We start from the raw sequence: 18,601 nt of genomic DNA, 5'->3' as shown, positions 1-18,601 counted from the left end.
CGCAAGGGCGAAAGCCTTTGCTGTTGCTTCAAGTTTGCATGTCAGACGAGGAGATCTGTAGGAGCGGCTTCAGCCGCGACAGTGAGAGCCATTGTGCCTGTCGCGGCTAAAGCCGCTCCTACAATCCAGCGGGCACTGCCGCATCAGCAAGAGCAGTGCAAGAGCAAAGCTTTCGCCTTGCGGCGAGTTACTTTTCTTTGCTTGTGCAAAGAAAAGTAACCAAAAGAAAGCACACCCCTGCCTCGCGCCCTCCGCGCTGCGCGCTCCGGGTCCGCGTCCATCACGGGGATCCGCGGAAGGGGCATCCTGCCCCTGCCGCGGACGGCGTACATCCATGTACGCCGCCCTTCGGGTTGTTCCCCGCGATGGCCGCCGCTTCGGAAGGGAACCCGGTAAGTCAAAAGCAACAACCGAAGCAACAACCGAAGCAACAGCAAAAGCAACGGCAACGGCAACGGCAACGGCAACGGCAACGGCAGGATCGAGTCTGCTGCAGAGCGCGTAGGCAGTTGCGTCGCAAACGACGCGTCACGCAAGCTACGAAGGCCGCAGCAACTCACACGTTCAACAACAAAAACTCCCGCTCCCACGAACTGATCACCCGGAAAAACGTCTCGTACTCCTTGCGCTTGACCGAAATGTACGCCCGCACGAAGCGCGGCCCCAGCAACTCCTGCAACGGCGGGCACCGCTCCAGCTCGTCCAGCGCCTCGCCCAGCGAGCGCGGCAACTGATAGCCCATCTCCTTGCCGCTGCCCGTGGTCGGCTCGGTCGGCTCGAGCTTCTCGCGGATCCCGAGCAGGCCACAGGCTAGCGTCGCCGCCATCGCCAGGTAGGGATTGGCGTCGGAACCGGCGAAGCGGCTCTCCACGCGCATGTTCTCGATCGTGTCGATCGGCACGCGCAGGCCGCAGGTGCGGTTGTCGAAGCCCCACAGCACATTGCTCGGCGACACCTCGCCGAACATCAGCCGGCGGTAGGAATTGACGTTGGGCGCGAAGAACGCCATCGCCATCGGCACGTACTTCTGCAGGCCTGCCAGGTAATGGGCGAAGGTGCGGCTGTACTCGCCGGCGCGGCGGCCGCTGAAGACGTTCTTGCCATGCTTGTCCACCAGGCTCTGGTGGATATGCATCGCACTGCCCGGCTCGTTCTCCATCGGCTTGGCCAGGAAGGTGGCGTAGACGCCGTGGCGCAGCGCCGCCTCGCGCATGGTGCGCTTGAACAGGAACACCTGGTCGGCGCGCGACAGCGCGTCGTCGTGGGTGAAGTTCACTTCCAGCTGCGCCGCGCCGGATTCGTGGATCAGCGTGTCCACGTCCAGTTCCATCGCGTCGCAGTAGTCGTACATCAGGTCCAGGATCGGGTCGAACTCGTTGACCGCGTCGATCGAGTACGACTGCCGCGCCGTCTCCGGGCGCCCGGAACGGCCGGCCGGCGGCAGCAGCGGGAAGTCCGGATCGGTGTTCTTCTGCACCAGGAAGAACTCCAGCTCCGGCGCCACCACCGGCTTGCAGCCGATCGCCGCGTAGGCCGCCAGCACGCCGCGCAGCACGTTGCGCGGCGCCAGGTCGTGCGGCTGGCCCTCCTTGGTATAGCAATCGTGGATCACCTGCGCGGTGGGATCGGCGGCCCAGGGCACCATGCGCACCGTGTCCGGGTCCGGACGCAGTTGCATGTCCGAATCCGACGGCGAGGTCAGGTCGTAATAGTCGTCCGGGTAATCGCCGGTGACGGTGGTGGCGAAGATGCCCTCGGGCAGCCGCGTGCCGTAGTCGTGCGAGAACTTGGCGGCGGGAATGATCTTGCCGCGGGCGTTGCCGGTGATGTCCGGCACCAGGCATTCGACCTCGGTGATGTGGCGTTCCTTGAGCCAGCGCCGCAACGAACTTTCCTGCTGTTCCGGCGTGTGCTTGCGCGATCGGGGTCGACTGGCCATGGGACTCAGTGCCTGCGGGTGGCCGCATAGTGGCGACAGGCGTCGCCGAAGGATTGGAAGATGCCGAGATAGAACGGGTCGTCCAGCACCCGCCACTCCGGATGCCATTGCACGCCCAGCAGGAAGCCGGGGCCGATGCCGCGGAAGGCCTCGATCAATCCATCCGGCGCCAGCGCCTCGACGATCAGGTCGCCGCCGAGCCGGGCCACGCCCTGGCCATGCAGCGAGTTGACCCGCACCCGCCCGCGGCCGGCGATCTCCTCCAGCCAGCCGCCTTCGCTCAGCGTCACTTCGTGCGCCGGCGCGTACTGCGCTTCCAGCGGCGCCTGCGGATCCTCGCGGTGATCGGACAGCCCCGGCTGCGCATGCACCTTCTGATGTAGCGTACCGCCAAGGGCGACGTTGACTTCCTGGAAGCCGCGGCAGATCGCCAGGATCGGCAGGCCCAGCGAGATCGCCTGCGGGATCAGGTCCAGCGTGTTGGCGTCGCGTGCCGGGTCATGCAGATTGCCGAGCCAGCTCGGCTCGTCGCTGTAATGGTGCGGCTCGATATTGCTGACCGCGCCGGTCAACAGCAGGCCGTCGAGCCGCGTCAGCCAGGCGCGGGCATCGACCGGCGGCTGCAGCGACGGCAGCAGCACCGGGGTCACCCCCGCACCATCGACGGCGGCGCGCAGATACTTTTCGCCCGCAGCCAGGAACGGATGATGGCCGATGAGCTTGCGGTCGGTCGGCACGCCGACCAGGGGCGATACGGCCATGCGAAGAACTCGTGTGGCGTCACTGGAAGTTACCGCGGGCGTTTTATTTTTACAACACGACACGCAGTGGGACACGGCGCACAACGCACCGACAGACGTGATGACGGACCTGCGCGACGGCGCAACTTCCCGTGCAATGCCGCAAAAGCGCACTACGGCCACCGTTGCGCGTGATTGAGCGCCAGCGCATGGGGCACCTGCCGCTGTTGAGTATTCTTGACGCCATCAGGCTCTGCTAAGCTCGAAACACTCCTGCAGCCCGCCGCGATGATCCGCATGCACGATGCCCCGCTGCTGCCCCCGGACGACGCCCAGACCCTGCAGCGCATCGCCGGCTGCGAGCAGATCGACCTGCTGCTGCCGGACTGCAACGGCCTGCTGCGCGGCAAGCGCATCGCTCGCGACGCGCTGGACAAGGTGTACCACGACGGGGTGTGCCTGCCGATGTCGCTGATCGCCACCGACATCACCGGCAACACCGTCGAGGAAACCGGGCTGGGCTACGACATCGGCGACGAGGACCGGCTGTGCTTCCCGGTGCCGGGCAGCCTGCGGCCGGTGCCGTGGGCGCCGGTGCCGTCGGCGCAACTGCTGCTCACGATGCAGGACGGTGCCGGCGGTGCGCTCGACTTCGCCCCGCGCCAGGTCTTGGCGCAGGTACTGGCGCGCCTGCAGGCACGCGGGCTGACGCCGGTGATCGCGGTGGAACTGGAGTTCTACCTGTTCGACCCGCACGCCGATGCGCAAGGCCGCCCGCAGCCGCCGCTGCATGCCCACAGCGGGCTGCGCAACGACAGCACCCAGGTCTATTACATGCAGGAGCTGGACGACCAGCGCGGCTTCACCGATGCGGTCGCCCAGGCCTGCCGCGCGCAGGGCATTCCGGCCGACACCGCGGTCGCCGAGTACGCGCCCGGCCAGTTCGAGATCAACCTCAAGCACCGCGCCGATGCGCTGGCCGCCTGCGACGATGCGGTGCTGCTCAAGCGCGCGATCAAGGCGATCGCGCAGCAGCAAGGCCTGCTCGCCAGCTTCATGGCCAAGCCGTTCGCGGCGCAGTCCGGCAGCGGCCTGCACCTGCACGTGAGCCTGCTCGACGGCGCCGGCGACAACGTGTTCGCCTGCACCCCGCAGGCACCGGCGGCGCCCTTGCGCCACGCCATCGGCGGGCTGCAGCGCAGCGCCGAGGACTGCCTGCTGCTGTTCGCGCCGCACGCCAACAGCTACCGGCGCTTCGTCGCCAATGCCTTCGTCCCGCTCAACGACAGCTGGGGCTTCAACAACCGTACCGTGGCGATGCGGGTGCCGCACAGCGACCCGGCCAACACCCGCATCGAACACCGCATCGCCGGCGCCGACGCCAATCCCTACCTGGTCGCCGCGGCGGTGCTGGCCGGCATCGAACACGGCCTGGCGCAAAACATCGATCCGGGCCCGCCAACCCAGGGCAACGCCTACGAGCAACACGCCGCACGCGAACCGGACTGGCGCGGCGCGATCGCCCGTTTCCTGGACAGCGACTTCGCCGCCACCGCCTTCGGCACGCGCTTCCGCCATATCTACGGCCAGCAGAAGCGCCGCGAGCTGCTGGATTTCCAGACGCAGGTCAGCGATGTGGACTATCGCTGGTATTTGCGGACGGTGTGAGGAACCGGGACCGGGGACCCGGGCCCGGGACCCGCAAAAGCAAGAGCAAGTACATGGAGCCGGATACATGTCCCACCCCATCGACAATTCGCGATCATGACCCGCTCATCCCCGGGTCCCGGGTCCCGCGCCCCGGGCCCCGGTACTTCCTGGTACCTCGACAGCGCTGCGCCGTTCCCGGCGCAGGAACCGCTGCGCGGAAGCGTGCGCGCCGACGTGTGCATCCTTGGCGCCGGCTATACCGGGTTGAGTGCGGCGCTGGCGCTGGCCGAGGCCGGGTATCGGGTGGTGGTGCTGGAGGCGCAGCGGGTCGGCTGGGGCGCGTCCGGGCGCAACGGTGGGCAGGCCATCGTCGGCTACGGCTGCGAGCAGCACACCCTGGAAACCTTGCTTGGCCAGGACGATGCACGGCTGCTGTTCGACTTCTCCCGCGACGGCATGCAGTTGCTGCGTAGCCGCATCGCCCGCCACGGCATCGCCTGCGACTGGCGCGACGGCCATGCCCACGTGGCGATCAAGCCGCGCCAGGAACGTGCGCTGCGCGCCGGCATCATCGAGATGGCGCAGCGCTACGACTATCCGCTGCAATGGTGGGACCGCACGCAGTTGCAGTCGCAGCTGCGCAGTCCGCGCTACCTGGGGGCGATGTACGACGCGGCCAGCGGCCACCTGCATCCGCTGGAGTACGCGCGCGGCCTGGCGCGGGCGGCGCTGGCCGCCGGCGTGCGCATCTACGAACAGACCCCGGTCACGCAGCTGCTGCGCGGCGCGCGGCCGATCCTGCGCAGCGCGCACGGCGAGGTCGAAGGCGAGTTCGCCATCCTCGCCGGCAACGCCTGGCTGCGCGGCATCGCCCCGGAACTGGAATCGCGGATCATGCCGGTCGGCACCTACATCGGCGCCAGCGCGCCGCTGGGCGAGGCGCTGGCGCGCGAGCTGATCGGCAACGACATGGCGGTGGCCGACGTCAACTGGGCCTTGGACTACTTCCGTCTCAGCCGCGACCACCGGCTGCTGTTCGGCGGCCGTGCCAGCTATTCGTCGCTGCCGCCGCCCGGCCTGCGCGGGGTGATGACCCGGCGCATGCGTCGGGTGTTCCCGCAATTGCGCCAGGTGGAGATGGAGTCGGTGTGGGGCGGCTACGTCGACATCACCCGCAACCGCGCCCCGCACTGGGGCCGGCTGACCCCGAACGTGTACTTCGCGCAGGGCTTCTCCGGCCACGGCGTGGCCGCCACCGGGCTGGCCGGCGCGGTCATCGCCGCGGCGATCGGCGGACAGGCGCAGCGGCTGGACGTGTTCGCGCGGATCCCGCACGCGCCCTTCCCTGGCGGCCGCCTGCTGCGCACGCCGCTGCTGGTGGCGGCGATGTCCTGGTACAAGCTGCGCGACGCGCTGTGGTAGCCGCAGGCGGACCCCCGCCACCCTCAAGTTTGCGCGCACGCGGCCGCTAACCGGGGTTCCATCCCCCGGATTGCCGCCCGCGAGGCATGCATGTCGCACCCGTTGTCGATCTCCCCGATCGCCCCCGACGGCAGCCCTGCACAGCAGCGCATCCTGCTGGTGGAAAACTCGCGCACCTTCACCGACCTGCTGCGCGCGGCGATCGAGCAACGGGTCGAGCTGCCGGTGGTCGTGGTCTCCACCCTGGCCGAAGCCGCCGCTGCGCTGGACGATGGCGGCTCCTGGTTCCTGGCGCTGACCGGGCTGGTGCTGGCCGACGGCGACCGCGACACCGTGGTCGACTTCTTCATCGCGCGCGGGCTGCCCACGGTGGTGGTCAGCGGGGTCTACGACGAAGGCCTGCGCAAGCGCATCCTGACCCAGCAGATCATCGATTTCGTGCTGAAGAACGCGCCGGACAGCATCGACTACCTGGCCTGGCTGGTGCAGCGGCTGGCGCGCAACCGCGCCATCACCGCGCTGGTGGTGGACGACTCGCCGTCGGCGCGCGCCTACGCCGCCGCGCTGCTGGCGATGTACGGCTACAAGGTGGTGGAGGCCGCCGACGGCGCCGCCGGGCTGCGCGCGATCGAGGCCAACCCGTCCATCCGCCTGGCGGTGGTGGACCAGGAAATGCCGGGCATGGAGGGCGTGGAGTTCACCCGCCGGCTGCGCACGCTGCGCGCACGCGACATGCTGGCGGTGATCGGCCTGTCCGGCAACAACGACCCATCGCTGGTACCGCGCTTTCTCAAGAACGGCGCCAACGACTTCCTGCGCAAACCCTTTTCGCGCGAGGAATTCTTCTGCCGGGTCTCGCAGAACGTGGACCAGCTGGAACTGATCGGCACCCTGCAGGACCTGGCCACGCGCGACTTCCTCACCAGCCTGCCCAACCGCCGGCACTTCCTCGAGCAGAGCCAGCGTGCGCTGCCGCGATGGCTGGCACGGCAGCAACCGGTCAGCGTGGCGATGCTCGACATCGACCACTTCAAGCACATCAACGACACCTTCGGCCACGAGGCCGGCGACGAGGCGCTGCGCGTGGTCGCCGCGACCCTGGCCGCGCATGCGCGGCCACAGGACATGGTGGCGCGCTTCGGCGGCGAGGAGTTCTGCATGCTGGCGCCGGGCCTGGACGCCGCTGCGGCCACCGACTACTTCGAGGCCCTGCGCGTGCGCATCGCCGACCTGCGGGTCGCCATCGGCACGCAGACCCTGCACCTCACCATCAGCATCGGCGTCAGCAACAGCGGGCCGCAGCGGCAGACGCTGCATGCCCTGCTGACCGAGGCCGACAAATACCTGTACCTGGCCAAGGCCGGCGGCCGCAACCGGGTCGAATGCGCCCCGGCCGCGGAACCGGCGTTCAGCGACGCTGCCGTCGAATCGCCAGCAGCGCCAGCAAGGTCAGCAGCGCAGCCGCACTGAGGTAGTAACCTACCCACGGCAGGCCGTACTGCTCGGCCAACCACACCGCCACGTAGGGCGCCGGCGCCGCGCCGACGATGCCGGCCAGGTTGAATGCCAGCGAGGCGCCGGTGTAGCGCACGGGCACCGGATACAGCTCGGCCAGCAGCGTGCCGCAGGGGCCGTAGGTCAGGCCCATGAAGAAGAAGCCCAGCGCCAGGAAGCCCAGCACCTGCCACGGCTGCCCGGCCTGGAACAGCGGCGCGAACAGCAGTCCGAACGCGATGATGGCCACGCTCGCCAGCAGCATCGCCGGGCGCGTGCCACGGCGGTCGCCGTACCAGGCCGACAGCGGAATGCCGGCGGCGAAGAACAGGATGCCGACCATCTGCAGCAGCAGGAACTGCTCGCGGCTGTAGTGCAGGGCGTTGGTGCCATAGCCCAGCGCGAACACCGTCATCAGGTAGAACAGCACGAAGGTCGCCAGCACCGCGAGCGTACCCAGCACCGTCGCGCCGACGTGCTGCGACAGCACCGTCTGCATCGGCATGCGCACCCGCTCGTTGCGGTCCAATGCGCGCTGGAAGTCCGGCGTCTCGTGGATGCGCAGACGCACCCACAGCCCGGTGATCACCAACAGGGCGCTGGCGACGAACGGAATGCGCCAGCCCCAGCGCAGGAACTGTGCGTCGTCCAGCGCCGCGTCCAGCAACAGGAAGATCCCCGAGCACAGCAGGAAGCCCAGTGGCGCCCCCAGCTGCGGGAACATCCCGTACCAGGCGCGCTTGCCCGGCGGCGCGTTCTCGGTGGCCAGCAGCACCGCCCCGCCCCACTCGCCGCCCAGGCCCAGGCCCTGGCCGAAGCGGCACAGCACCAGCAGCGCCGGTGCCCACACGCCGATCCGGTCGTAGCTGGGCAGCAGGCCGATCAGCACGGTGGACAGGCCCATGGTCAGCAGCGCCGCCACCAGCGTGGCCTTGCGCCCGACGCGGTCGCCGAAGTGGCCGAACAGCCCCGACCCCAGCGGCCGTGCGACGAAGGCCACGGCGAAGGTCGCCAGCGACTGCAACTGCGCCGCAGCGGGATCGCCCGCGGGGAAGAACAGCTTCGGGAACACCAGCACCGCAGCGGTGGCGTAGATGTAGAAATCGAAGAACTCGATGGTGGTGCCGACCAGACTGGCCAGCAGCACGCGGCGCGGCGAGTTGACGGGCGGAACGGCAGACGCGACGGCGCTCATGGACTCGGCATTGGCGGACAACGCCTGCGATTCTGGCAGATCGCTTCGCCTTTCGCAGCGTCGTGCGGCCGCCGCATGCCGCGCTGTGCGCGTTCGCCCCTCGCACAGCGGACCGCCCGCGCAATCCCGCTTGCCGGCGATCGGCGACCACCACGACGGCGGTGACCGCTCCAGGACACTACGCGCCGCCCGACAGCGGCGCCATCGCCGGCGCCGCCACCGAGAAGGGATGTGCCCACGCGCACCTCGCACGAGCACATCCGGGCACGACCGGAAAACCCGGCAAGCGGACTATCCGCGCGACCGTGCGGCCCCCGCCGCCCTCCCGGTCCCGAGACGACCGCCGGCGACGCGGTCGCCTTGCCCCTCAGGCATCGTGCACATCCTCGACAACGCCTGGATCGCACTCCAACGGCAGGCACGGCGCCTGCTCCACTACCTCCACGTCGTCGCCCTTGCCGACAAGGTTGCCCTGCGCATCGACCTGGTACGGCATGTCGGCCTCCACCCCTTGCTCGCCGGTGGTGACCACGAGGTTGGTGTAGCGCTCGCCATCCCAGCAGCGAAAAATAAGCGTCGAGTTCTCTCCGCCGGTGAGCGTCGACCCCAGGCTGCCGATCAGCCTGCTGCGCGCGCCGGCGGTCAGGACGCTGTTCTTGCCGGCGGTCAGCTTGCTGCGGTCTCCGGCCATCAGCGTGCTGTCGTCCCCGGCGGTGAGCCTGCTCCGGTCGCCCGCGGTGAGGTGGCTATTGCGTCCGGCCAACAGCTTGCTGCGATCGCCGGCGGTCTGGGTGCTGTCGGCGCCGGCGATCAGCTTGCTGCGGTCGCCGGCGGTCTGCACGCTGTCTGCACCGGCGATCAGGGTGCTGCGCGACCCTGCGGTCTGGGAGCTGCCCTTGCCAGCAATCAACATGCTTTTGTGGCCGGCGATCTGGATGCAGTCGTGGCCGGCGATCAGCGAGCTTCCGTAGCTGGCGATCAGGTTGCTGCCGTAGCCCGCCGTCAGGAAGCTGCGCACGCCGCTGGTCAGATTGCTGCCGTAGCCGGCAATCAGCGAGCTGTCCTGCCCGGCGACGCCGGTGCTGCCGTAGCCCGCCGTCAGCGAACTGCTGTGTTCGGCCATCTGGGTACTGCCATAGCCGGCGGTCAACGTGCTCTCGTAGCCGGCGGTCTGGGAACTGCCGTAGCCGGCAATCAGCGTGCTGGCGTAACCGGCGATCTCGGTGCTGCCGTAGCCGGCGGTCAACGCGCTGTTCTGCTGCGCGGTCAGCGAACTGCCGTAGCCCGCGGTCAAGGTGCTCTCATAGCCGGCGGTCTGGGTACTGCCGTAGCCGGCGATCAGCGAGCTGTCGTGGCCGGCGGTCGAGTTGCTGCCATAGCCCGCAGTCAGCGTACTCTTGTAGCCAGCGGTTTGCGTGCTGCCATAGCCGGCGGTCAACGAGCTGTCGTAGCCGGCCGTCGAGGTGCTGCCGTACCCCGCGGTGAGGGAGCTGCTCTCCTGGGCGGTCTGCGTGCTGCCGTAGCCCGTGGTCAGGGTGCTGTTGTAGCCCGCGGTCTGGGTGCTGCCATAGCCGGCGATCAGCGAGCTGTCGTGACCGGCGGTGGAGGTGCTGCCATAGCCGGCGGTGAGCGTACTGTCCTCCCGCGCGGTCTGGGTACTGCCGTAGCCGGCGGTGAGGGTGCTGTCGTAGCCGGCGGTCTGGGTGCTGCCATAGCCGGCGATCAGCGAACTGTCGGCGCCGGCAGTGCCGGTGCTCCCATAACCGGCCGTGATGTCGCTGCCCTGCCGCGCCGTCTGCGTGCTGCCATAACCCGCGGTCAGCGAACTGTCGCTGCCTGCGGTCTGCGTGCTGCCATAGCCGGCGATCAGCGTACTGTCCGCACCCGCGGTGCCGGTGCTGCCATAGCCGGCGGTGACATCACTGCCTTGCCGCGCCGTCTGCGTACTGCCGTACCCCGCCGTCAGCGAGCTGTCGCTGCCCGCGGTCTGTGTACTGCCATAGCCGGCGATCAGCGTGCTATCCGCGCCGGCGGTGCCAGTACTGCCATAGCCGGCGGTGACATCGCTGCCCTGCCGCGCCGTCTGCGTACTGCCGTACCCCGCGGTCAGCGAACTGTCGCTGCCGGCGGTCTGCGTGCTGCCATAGCCGGCGATCAGCGTGCTGTCCGCACCGGCAGTGCCGGTGCTGCCATAGCCGGCGGTGACATCGCTGCCTTGCCGCGCCGTCTGCGTACTGCCATAACCCGCGGTCAGCGAACTGTCGCTCCCTGCGGTTTGCGTGCTGCCATAGCCCGCGATCAACGAGCTGTCCGCACCGGCAGTGCCGGTGCTGCCATAGCCGGCGGTGACATCGCTGCCTTGCCGCGCCGTCTGCGTACTGCCATAACCCGCTGTCAACGAACTGTCGCTGCCCGCAGTCTGCGTGCTGCCGTAGCCGGCAATCAGCGAGCTGTCGTGACCTGCAGTCGAAGTGCTGCCATAGCCGGTCGTGAGCGAACTGTCCTGCTGCGCCGTCTGCGTACTGCCGTAGCCGGCGGTCAGCGAGCTGTCGCTGCCCGCCGTCTGCGTGCTGCCATAGCCGGCGATCAGCGAACTGTCCGCACCCGCGGTGCCAGTACTGCCGTAGCCGGCGGTGACGTCGCTGCCTTGCCGTGCCGTTTGCGTACTGCCGTACCCCGCCGTCAGCGAGCTGTCGCTACCTGCGGTCTGCGTGCTGCCATAGCCCGCGATCAGCGTGCTGTCCGCACCCGCGGTGCCGGTGCTGCCATAGCCGGCGGTGACGTCGCTTCCCTGGCGTGCCGTCTGCGTACTGCCGTAACCGGCGGTCAGCGAGCTGTCGCTGCCCGCCGTCTGCGTGCTGCCATAGCCGGCGATCAGCGTGCTGTCCGCACCCGAGGTGCCGGTGCTGCCGTAGCCGGCGGTGACGTCGCTGCCTTGCCGTGCCGTCTGCGTACTGCCGTACCCCGCCGTCAGCGAGCTGTCGCTGCCCGCGGTCTGCGTGCTGCCGTAGCCGGCGATCAGCGTACTGTCCGCGCCCGCGGTGCCGGTGCTGCCATAGCCCGCGGTGACGTCGCTGCCCTGGCGTGCCGTCTGCGTGCTGCCATAGCCGGCCGTCAGCGAACTGTCGCTGCCTGCGGTTTGCGTGCTGCCGTAGCCGGCGATCAGCGAACTGTCAGCGCCCGCGGTGCCGGTGCTGCCGTAGCCGGCGGTGACGTCGCTGCCTTGCCGCGCCGTCTGCGTGCTGCCGTACCCCGCGGTCAGCGAACTGTCGCTGCCGGCGGTCTGCGTGCTGCCGTAGCCGGAGATCACGGCGCTGTCGGCGCCCGTGGTCGCGGTACTGCCATAGCCGGAGGTCACGCGGCTGCCTTCCTGTGCCGTCTGGGTACTGCCGTAGCCGGCGATGAGCGTGCTCCGGTCGGCCGCGGTCTGGGTGCTGCCGTAGCCGGCAAGGATGGAACTGTCCGAGCCCGCGGTGCCGGTGCTGCCATAACCGGCGATCAGATCGCTGTGATCGCCGGCGGTCTCGGTGCTGCCATAGCCGGCGACCAGCCGGCTTTGGTCGGAGCCGGTGAGCGTGCTGCCATAGACACCTGTTTCGATCTTCCTGGCAAGGAGGTCGGGGCGCGACTCGACAGGATTGGCCGCAACGACCGTGGCCACCGGCGTTGCCGGTGTCGCCACGGTCGGCGGGGTGGGCTGGGTCGGCGAGGTGCCCAGGGTTGCCGGCGCAGGCAAGGCCGCCGCGGGGCTGGCCACGTTCGTCGGCACCGTCGGCAACGCGGCCTGATCTGCCAACGCGTAGAACCGGTAGTTGGCCGCGAGATAGTCCAGCGCCTCGCTCCGGCTCCCGACCAGCAGCACCTGCGCACGCGGGAACTTGATCATCCCCTCTTCCGGCAACGGCAGCACGTCGCCGACGGCGACTTCGCAGACAACCCAGCGGGCATCAGCATGCGCACTCAGATGGGCCCCGCCGCCGCGTCCCCACGACAGACCGGTGAGGCCGTTCTCGTGCAGTGCGGATGGCTTCCAGTACTTGCATTCCACGTGACCGGACATCGGCCAGATCAAGCCACAGTGATCGGCCATGTTGTTGGCGCATGTGCGCAGCGCCAGAATCTTTTCAGTGATCATCGCATCGCCCTCATGATGGATATGGAAAATCGGATGAGTTCCCAGGACGAATCCGCGACCTGCAAACGGGAAAACACTGCTGCATCGCATCCGTTCTGGCTGCGAAGGCCAGTGGACACAGCCATCGCCAAAGGCGCCTGGCGAGAGACCTGCCCTATCTCCACGAAACGGAGGCCGGCCGCGGCCGCAATGCGAAGCCATTGCCACGAAGCATCGTTGGGCCGCAAGGCCCGATTCTCCAAGCGGACGCGTCGGTCCATTTCATGAAAACGACCGCAGCGTCGAATCCGGCATTCTCACGGATTGAGACTGGGGAAGACGCTTTCGCTCCAAATGCGCCAAAGCGCGACTGGGTCACTTACCGCGGGAAAGCATGAAACGTCCATGCCCACGCAACGAGAATTGATGATCTATTTTCGCGTGCGCCCGTTAACGCAAAAACCGGACCTGTGCAGTTCCGGTACAACGCCCCCGCGTGCGCAAGCGCACACTGCGCTTGTTTGGATGGCGCAACGACACCGCCGCACGCACGCACGCCGGCAGCGCATGCGCACCGATAGCGCACGCGCACTGCTGTCGAAGTCGAAGTCGAAGTCGAAGTCGAAAGAGATTGTCCAGCCGGGCGCGGGCGGCACCCGCTTGCGAGGCCGCCCACGGCGCAGCGTGCACACGTCGATAGCCGCCTCGCATGGCGGGGGCGTAGCGCCTACTGCCGCAACTGCGCGCGACCGGCAGCCGTCAGCACCGCCACCTCGCGCTCGCCGGCGCGCTGCACCCGCACCCAGCCCGGCCCCGCCTGCCCGGCGAGCTCGGCGTCGCCCAGCCACGCCAGGGTGCGCAACAACACGCTCATGCGCACGTCCAGGCGCTTGCATACGCGGGCCAGCGCCATGCCGTCCGGCGCCTCGGCCAGCAACGGCAGCAGGCGCGCGGTCAACGCCGGATCAGCGGACAAGCGCGACTCCGATGTCGCGTGGGGCGGCCGCGGCGGCCTCGGCCAGATGCGCGGTGACCACCACCGGAATCGACTTGGAGGTGGGCGTGCGCGCCTCGTCGGCGAAGCTGGACAAGGGCACCAGCGCATTGGTCTCGGGGTAGTAGGCCGCCAGGCAGCCGCGCGGGATGTTGTAGGCGACCAGCATGAAGCGCTTGGCCTGCCGCGGCACCCCGTCCTCGCACAGGCTGTGCAGGTCCACCCAGTCGCCCGCCTGCATGCCCAGGTCGGCGATGTCGGCGGCATTGATGAACAGCACCCGGCGCTCGCCGAACACGCCGCGGTAGCGGTCGTCCAGGCCGTAGATGGTGGTGTTGTACTGGTCGTGCGAGCGCGTGGTGGCCAGGGTGAACACCAGTTGCCCCGGATGCTGCCGGCGCGCGCGGTGGATCGGGTTGTCGGTCGGCACCGCATGCGGCTTGAACACCGCACGGCCCTCCGGCGTGTCCCACACGCGGTCGCGCGCGCCATTGGACAGGCGGAAGCCGCCCGGCACCCGCACCCGCGTGTTGAAGTCGGCGAAGTCGTCGAACATCTGTGCGATCAGGTCGCGGATGCGGTCGTAGTCGGCCACCAGCCAGCGCCAGCGCACCGTGCTGCGCGCGCCCAGCGTGGCCTCGGCCAGGCCCGCCACGATCGCCGGCTCGGACAGCAGTTGCGGCGAGGCCGGCGGATTGATGCCGCCGGACAGGTGCACCATGCTCATCGAATCCTCGACGCTGACGTGCTGCGGCCCGCCCTCCTGGATGTCGATCTCGGTGCGGCCCAGGCACGGCAGGATCAGCGCGTCGCGGCCGTGCACCAGGTGGCTGCGGTTGAGCTTGGTGGTGACGTGCACGGTGAGGTCGCAGCGGCGCAGCGCGCGATGGGTGGCCTCGGTATCGGGGGTGGCGGTGGCGAAATTGCCGCCCATGGCGAAGAACACCTTGGCGCGGCCGTCGGCCATCGCCTCGATCGCGCCGACCGTGTCGTAGCCGGGCGCGCGCGGCGGGGCGAAGCCGAACACCTTCTGCAGCCGGTCCAGGAACGCCTGGGGCGGCTGCTCGTAGATCATCATGGTGCGGTCGCCCTGCACGTTGCTGTGGCCGCGCACCGGACACAGCCCGGCGCCTGGCCGGCCGAGGTGGCCGCGCAGCAACAGCAGGTTGGCGATCATCTGGATGGTCGCCACCGAATGCTTGTGCTGGGTGATGCCCATGCCCCAGCAGGCGATCAGCCGCTCGGCCTTGAGGTAGATCTCCCCGGCCTGGCGCAGGGCGGCCTCGCTGAGCCCGGATTCCTCGACGATGGTGTCCCACGGCTCGGCCGCGACCTCGGCGGCGAAGGCCTCGAAGCCGGCGGTGTGGCGGTCGATGAACTCCAGGTCCAGCAACCGCGGCTGCCCGCTGCGCGCCGCCTCGGCGTCGCGCTCCAGCACGTGCTTGATGATGCCCTTGACCGCGGCCAGGTCGCCGCCGATCTTCAACTGGAAGTAATCCGAGGAGATGCGGGTGGAGCCGTTGTGCAGCATCTCCAGCTTGTCCTGCGGATCGGCGAACTTCTCCAGGCCGCGTTCGCGCAGCGGATTGAACGAGGCGATCGCCGCGCCCCGCTTGGCCGCCTGGCGCAGTTCGCCGAGCATGCGCGGATGGTTGGTGCCGGGATTCTGGCCGAAGATGAAGATCGCATCGGCCAGTTCGAAATCCTGCAGCGAGACCGTGCCCTTGCCGACCCCGATCTGTGCCTTGAGCGCAGTGCCGGACGGCTCGTGGCACATGTTGGAGCAGTCCGGGAAGTTGTTGGTGCCGAACTCGCGCACGAACAACTGATACAAAAACGCCGCCTCGTTGCTGGTGCGCCCGGAGGTATAGAAGATCGCCTCGTCCGGCGAGGCCAGGCCGTTGAGGTGTCGGGCGATCAGCGCGAACGCCGCGTCCCAGTCGATCGGCACGTAGTGGTCGGTGTCGGCGTCGTAGCGCAGCGGCTGGGTCAGTCGGCCCTGCCCTTCCAGCCAGTAGTCGCTGTAGCGGGCCAGTTGCGCGACGCTGTGCTGGGCAAACAGTTCCGGCGTGGCGCGGCGCGCGGTGGATTCGGCGGCCACCGCCTTGGCGCCGTTCTCGCAGAACTCGAAGGTCGAGGTGTGGTCGCGATCGGGCCAGGCGCAGCCGGGGCAGTCGAAGCCGTCAGGCTGGTTGGCGTGCAGCAGGGTCTTGGCGCCCTGCACCGCCACGTCCTGCTCCATCAGGTGCTTGGCCACGGCGCGCAGCGCGCCCCAACCGCCGGCCGGTTGCGTGTACGGCTGGATGGTCTTCTTGCTCATGCGGGCTCTCCGGCGGGTTCGGTCTGCGCTAGGCGCTGCGGATGGCTGTAGACGACGTAATCGTGATCGCGGGCGAAGCCGATCAGGGTCAGGCCGGCGCTGTCGGCGAGCGCGACGGCCAGCGCGGTGGGCGCGGAAATCGCGGCCAGCAGCGGGATGCCGGCCTGCGTGGCCTTCATGACCATCTCGTAGCTGGCACGGCTGGTGACCACGACGAAGCCGGTGCCAGGATCGAGGCCGGCGCCGACCAGCGCACCGATCAACTTGTCCAATGCGTTGTGGCGGCCGACGTCTTCGCGGATCAGCTGCAGTGCCCCCTGCGCATCGGCCCAGGCCGCGGCATGGGTGGCGCCGGTCAACGCGTTGAGCGTCTGCTGCGCGCGCAAGGCGCGCAAGGCACGGGCCAGCGCCGCGGCCGCGATCGGCACCCCGGCCGGCACCGGCCGCGGCGTGCGCAGCACCGCCTCCAGCGACGCGCTGCCACACACCCCGCAGCCGCTGCGCCCGTCGAGGTTGCGACGCCGCGCCTGCAACGCGGCGGCCTGTTCCAGCGGGATGCGCAGGCGCAGCGACACACCTTCCAGGTAGGTCTCCACGGCCTCGATGCGTAGCTGGTCCGGTGTTGCCACGATGCCCTCGCTGAACGAGAAGCCCAGTGCGAAATCCTCCAGGTCCTCCGGCGTGGCCATCATCACCACGAACGGCGTGTCGTTGTAGGCGAACGCCACCGGCACTTCGGCCGCCACCAGGTCCTGGGCGACGGCCGTGCGCCCGTCGCGGTGACGGCGCACGCCGCGCGCGACCGCACCTGGCCTGGACGACGCACCCGAAGACATCGCAACCCTCCCGACTCAGTGGAACAGCACGAACGCTTTCTGCAGGGTGACCCAGATGCCCCACAGCATCGGCAGCCCGACCGCCAGCCAGGCCAGCACCAGCAGCAGCGGGTTGCCGCCGCGGCCGACCAGCGCCAGCTGCGCCGCATCCGGCGCCGCCTGGGCGCTGCTGCCGGCCCGTTCGTGGGCCAGTTGCTTCTCCGCGGCCAGCTCCTGCGGGGTCATGAAGTGCCTGGCCGCCAACGGCCGTACCAGCAGGTTGCAGATCAGGCCCAGCACCAGCATCCCGGCCAGGATGTACATGGTCGTGTTGTACACCTGTGAGGGCGGCACACCCATGCCCAACTGGTACTCGCGCATGTAGCCGACCACCACCGGGCCGAGGATGCCGGCGGTGGCCCAGGCGGTCAGCAGGCGACCATGGATGGCGCCGACCATCTGCGTGCCGAACAGGTCGGCCAGGTAGGCCGGGATGGTGGCAAAGCCGCCGCCGTACATCGATACGATCACGCAGAAGATGCCGACGAACAGCGCGCTGCCGCCAACCTTGCCGGCCCACGGCGCGGCCGCGTACAGGGCGATGCCGAGCACGAAGAACAGCGAGTACGTGTGCTTGCGCCCGAGCTTGTCGGACATGCTGGCCCAGAAGAAGCGCCCGCCGATGTTGAACAGGCTGAGCAGGCCAGTGAAGCCGGCGGCGATGGCGGCGATGGCGGCCAGTTGCGTGGGATCGAGGCTGGCGAAGCCGGCATCCACGCCGATCAGGCGGCCGCCGAACACTTCCTGCAGCATCGGCGAGGCCATGCCGATCACGCCGATGCCGGCCGACACGTTCAGGCACAGTACGGCCCACAGCAACCAGAACTGCGGGATGCCCCAGACCTTGCGTACGTGCACGTGATGGGCGGTGATCATCGCATTGGCGCTGGCCGCCGGCGCGGTCCAACCGGCCGGGGTCCAGCCGCTGGGCGGCACCCGGTAGCCGAACGCGCCGGCCATCATGAACACGAAGTACAGCCCGGCCATCACCAGGAAGGTTTCCTTCACGCCCACCGAGTCGGGGCCGGCGAAATGCCGCATCAGCGCATCGGCCAGCGGGCTGCCGATCATCGCGCCGCCGCCGAAGCCCATGATCGCCATGCCGGTGGCCATGCCGCGGCGGTCCGGGAACCACTTGATCAGCGTCGACACCGGCGAGATGTAGCCCAGCCCCAGGCCGATGCCGCCGATCACGCCCGAACCCAGCCACAGCAGCCAGATCTGGTGCAGGTGGATGCCCAGCGCCGAGATCACCAGCCCACCGCACCAGCACAGCGCCGCGACCACGCCGGCCTTGCGCGGGCCGGCGCGCTCCAGCCAGCCGCCCCACAGCGCCGCCGAGCAGCCCAGCAACACGAAGAACAGCGTGTACATCCACTGCAGCTCGCTGATCTTCCAGTCGCAACTGGACGAGACGATGCGCGCCAGGAAGCCCATGTCGGGTGGACAGGCCACCGCCTCGGTGATGCCCAGCGCCTTGGACAACGGCAGCCAGAACACGCTGAAACCGTAGGCCATGCCGATGCACAGATGGATCGCCAAGGCCGCGGGCGGCACCAGCCAGCGATTGAAGCCGGGCCCGGCGACGATGCGTTCCTTCGAAAGCAGGCCGGAGCGATCGGTCGGCGCGGACGCGGCAACGCGGTGCGAGTCGTTCATGCGGTGTCCCCTCGGAGGCGTCGGCGCCCTGGTGCGGATGACGCGCCTGCGGCGTCTCCACGAGGCCGCCTGCCGAACGGCCTGCCGACGCGCGACCGCATGCGCCGAGCGTAGTACAAAACACCCGGTGGCGCCGCGCCATCCATCGCAAGCGTGCCGCGCGCCTGTGCTTGTGCGGCGCACGATGGACAGGCAGCCC

11 protein-coding genes are annotated in these 18,601 nt (G+C 69.0%); 3 read left to right on the top strand and 8 right to left on the bottom strand.

The features are described from left to right. Window positions 1-556: 556 nt before the first annotated feature. The gene (locus NUG21_RS07755; RefSeq protein WP_019796536.1) at window positions 557-1,939 is read right to left on the bottom strand and encodes a glutamine synthetase family protein; all 1,383 of its coding nucleotides are present in this window, start codon (window positions 1,937-1,939) and stop codon (window positions 557-559) included. A gap of 5 nt (window positions 1,940-1,944) precedes the next feature. After that, on the bottom strand, window positions 1,945-2,700 hold the full coding sequence (locus NUG21_RS07750) for a gamma-glutamyl-gamma-aminobutyrate hydrolase family protein (protein ID WP_160945882.1): 756 nt from the start codon (window positions 2,698-2,700) through the stop codon (window positions 1,945-1,947). Between the two features lie 267 nt (window positions 2,701-2,967). On the opposite strand from NUG21_RS07750, the gene NUG21_RS07745 reads away from it, so the two are divergent. From NUG21_RS07745 to NUG21_RS07735, 3 genes are all read left to right on the top strand, one after another. Further along, window positions 2,968-4,347 (top strand): glutamine synthetase family protein, encoded by a 1,380-nt coding sequence (locus NUG21_RS07745; RefSeq protein ID WP_263392732.1) that lies wholly within the window; start codon window positions 2,968-2,970, stop codon window positions 4,345-4,347. Window positions 4,348-4,440: 93 nt separating this feature from the next. Further along, window positions 4,441-5,751, top strand: coding sequence for an NAD(P)/FAD-dependent oxidoreductase (locus NUG21_RS07740; RefSeq protein WP_242080923.1), 1,311 nt, complete (start codon window positions 4,441-4,443; stop codon window positions 5,749-5,751). Window positions 5,752-5,841: 90 nt separating this feature from the next. After that, window positions 5,842-7,221, top strand: coding sequence for a sensor domain-containing diguanylate cyclase (locus tag NUG21_RS07735; RefSeq protein WP_263392731.1), 1,380 nt, complete (start codon window positions 5,842-5,844; stop codon window positions 7,219-7,221). On the opposite strand, the gene NUG21_RS07730 is transcribed toward NUG21_RS07735, so the two are convergent. From NUG21_RS07730 to NUG21_RS07705, 6 genes are all read right to left on the bottom strand, one after another. Further along, window positions 7,160-8,440: an MFS transporter gene (locus tag NUG21_RS07730; RefSeq protein ID WP_160945878.1), complete on the bottom strand. Its 1,281-nt coding sequence runs from the start codon at window positions 8,438-8,440 to the stop codon at window positions 7,160-7,162. The two genes, NUG21_RS07735 and NUG21_RS07730, sit on opposite strands and share 62 nt — an antisense overlap. Before the next feature lie 367 nt (window positions 8,441-8,807). Beyond that, the gene (locus NUG21_RS07725; protein WP_263392730.1) at window positions 8,808-12,575 is read right to left on the bottom strand and encodes a beta strand repeat-containing protein; all 3,768 of its coding nucleotides are present in this window, start codon (window positions 12,573-12,575) and stop codon (window positions 8,808-8,810) included. Window positions 12,576-13,281: 706 nt separating this feature from the next. Then, window positions 13,282-13,530 (bottom strand): hypothetical protein, encoded by a 249-nt coding sequence (locus NUG21_RS07720; RefSeq protein ID WP_263392729.1) that lies wholly within the window; start codon window positions 13,528-13,530, stop codon window positions 13,282-13,284. Next, window positions 13,520-15,868, bottom strand: a complete 2,349-nt coding sequence (locus NUG21_RS07715) for an FdhF/YdeP family oxidoreductase (protein ID WP_263392728.1) — start codon at window positions 15,866-15,868, stop codon at window positions 13,520-13,522. Before NUG21_RS07715 ends, NUG21_RS07720 begins: the two co-directional genes overlap by 11 nt. Then, window positions 15,865-16,704 carry a formate dehydrogenase accessory sulfurtransferase FdhD gene (gene fdhD / locus NUG21_RS07710; protein ID WP_263392727.1) on the bottom strand — a complete coding sequence of 280 codons (840 nt, stop codon included), beginning with the start codon at window positions 16,702-16,704 and terminating at the stop codon, window positions 15,865-15,867. The genes NUG21_RS07715 and fdhD overlap by 4 nt, the downstream gene beginning before the upstream one ends. Before the next feature lie 15 nt (window positions 16,705-16,719). Next, window positions 16,720-18,402 carry an OFA family MFS transporter gene (locus NUG21_RS07705; protein ID WP_263392726.1) on the bottom strand — a complete coding sequence of 561 codons (1,683 nt, stop codon included), beginning with the start codon at window positions 18,400-18,402 and terminating at the stop codon, window positions 16,720-16,722. Window positions 18,403-18,601 lie beyond the last annotated feature (199 nt).

The organism is Xanthomonas sp. CFBP 8445 (assembly GCF_025666235.1).
Classification (GTDB): Bacteria; Pseudomonadota; Gammaproteobacteria; order Xanthomonadales; family Xanthomonadaceae; genus Xanthomonas_A; species Xanthomonas_A indica.
Note: the sequence above shows the minus strand (reverse complement) of the source record. Positions and strands in the feature narration are given on the sequence as shown.

What these genes read in the sequence shown, in the direction of transcription:
- NUG21_RS07755 (WP_019796536.1), bottom strand. Translation starts at nt 1,939, where the DNA reads ATGGCCAGTCGACCCCGATCGCGCAAGCACACGCCGGAACAGCAGGAA.
- NUG21_RS07750 (WP_160945882.1), bottom strand. Translation starts at nt 2,700, where the DNA reads ATGGCCGTATCGCCCCTGGTCGGCGTGCCGACCGACCGCAAGCTCATC.
- NUG21_RS07745 (WP_263392732.1), top strand. Translation starts at nt 2,968, where the DNA reads ATGATCCGCATGCACGATGCCCCGCTGCTGCCCCCGGACGACGCCCAG.
- NUG21_RS07735 (WP_263392731.1), top strand. Translation starts at nt 5,842, where the DNA reads ATGTCGCACCCGTTGTCGATCTCCCCGATCGCCCCCGACGGCAGCCCT.
- NUG21_RS07730 (WP_160945878.1), bottom strand. Translation starts at nt 8,440, where the DNA reads ATGAGCGCCGTCGCGTCTGCCGTTCCGCCCGTCAACTCGCCGCGCCGC.
- NUG21_RS07725 (WP_263392730.1), bottom strand. Translation starts at nt 12,575, where the DNA reads ATGATCACTGAAAAGATTCTGGCGCTGCGCACATGCGCCAACAACATG.
- NUG21_RS07715 (WP_263392728.1), bottom strand. Translation starts at nt 15,868, where the DNA reads ATGAGCAAGAAGACCATCCAGCCGTACACGCAACCGGCCGGCGGTTGG.
- fdhD (WP_263392727.1), bottom strand. Translation starts at nt 16,704, where the DNA reads ATGTCTTCGGGTGCGTCGTCCAGGCCAGGTGCGGTCGCGCGCGGCGTG.
- NUG21_RS07705 (WP_263392726.1), bottom strand. Translation starts at nt 18,402, where the DNA reads ATGAACGACTCGCACCGCGTTGCCGCGTCCGCGCCGACCGATCGCTCC.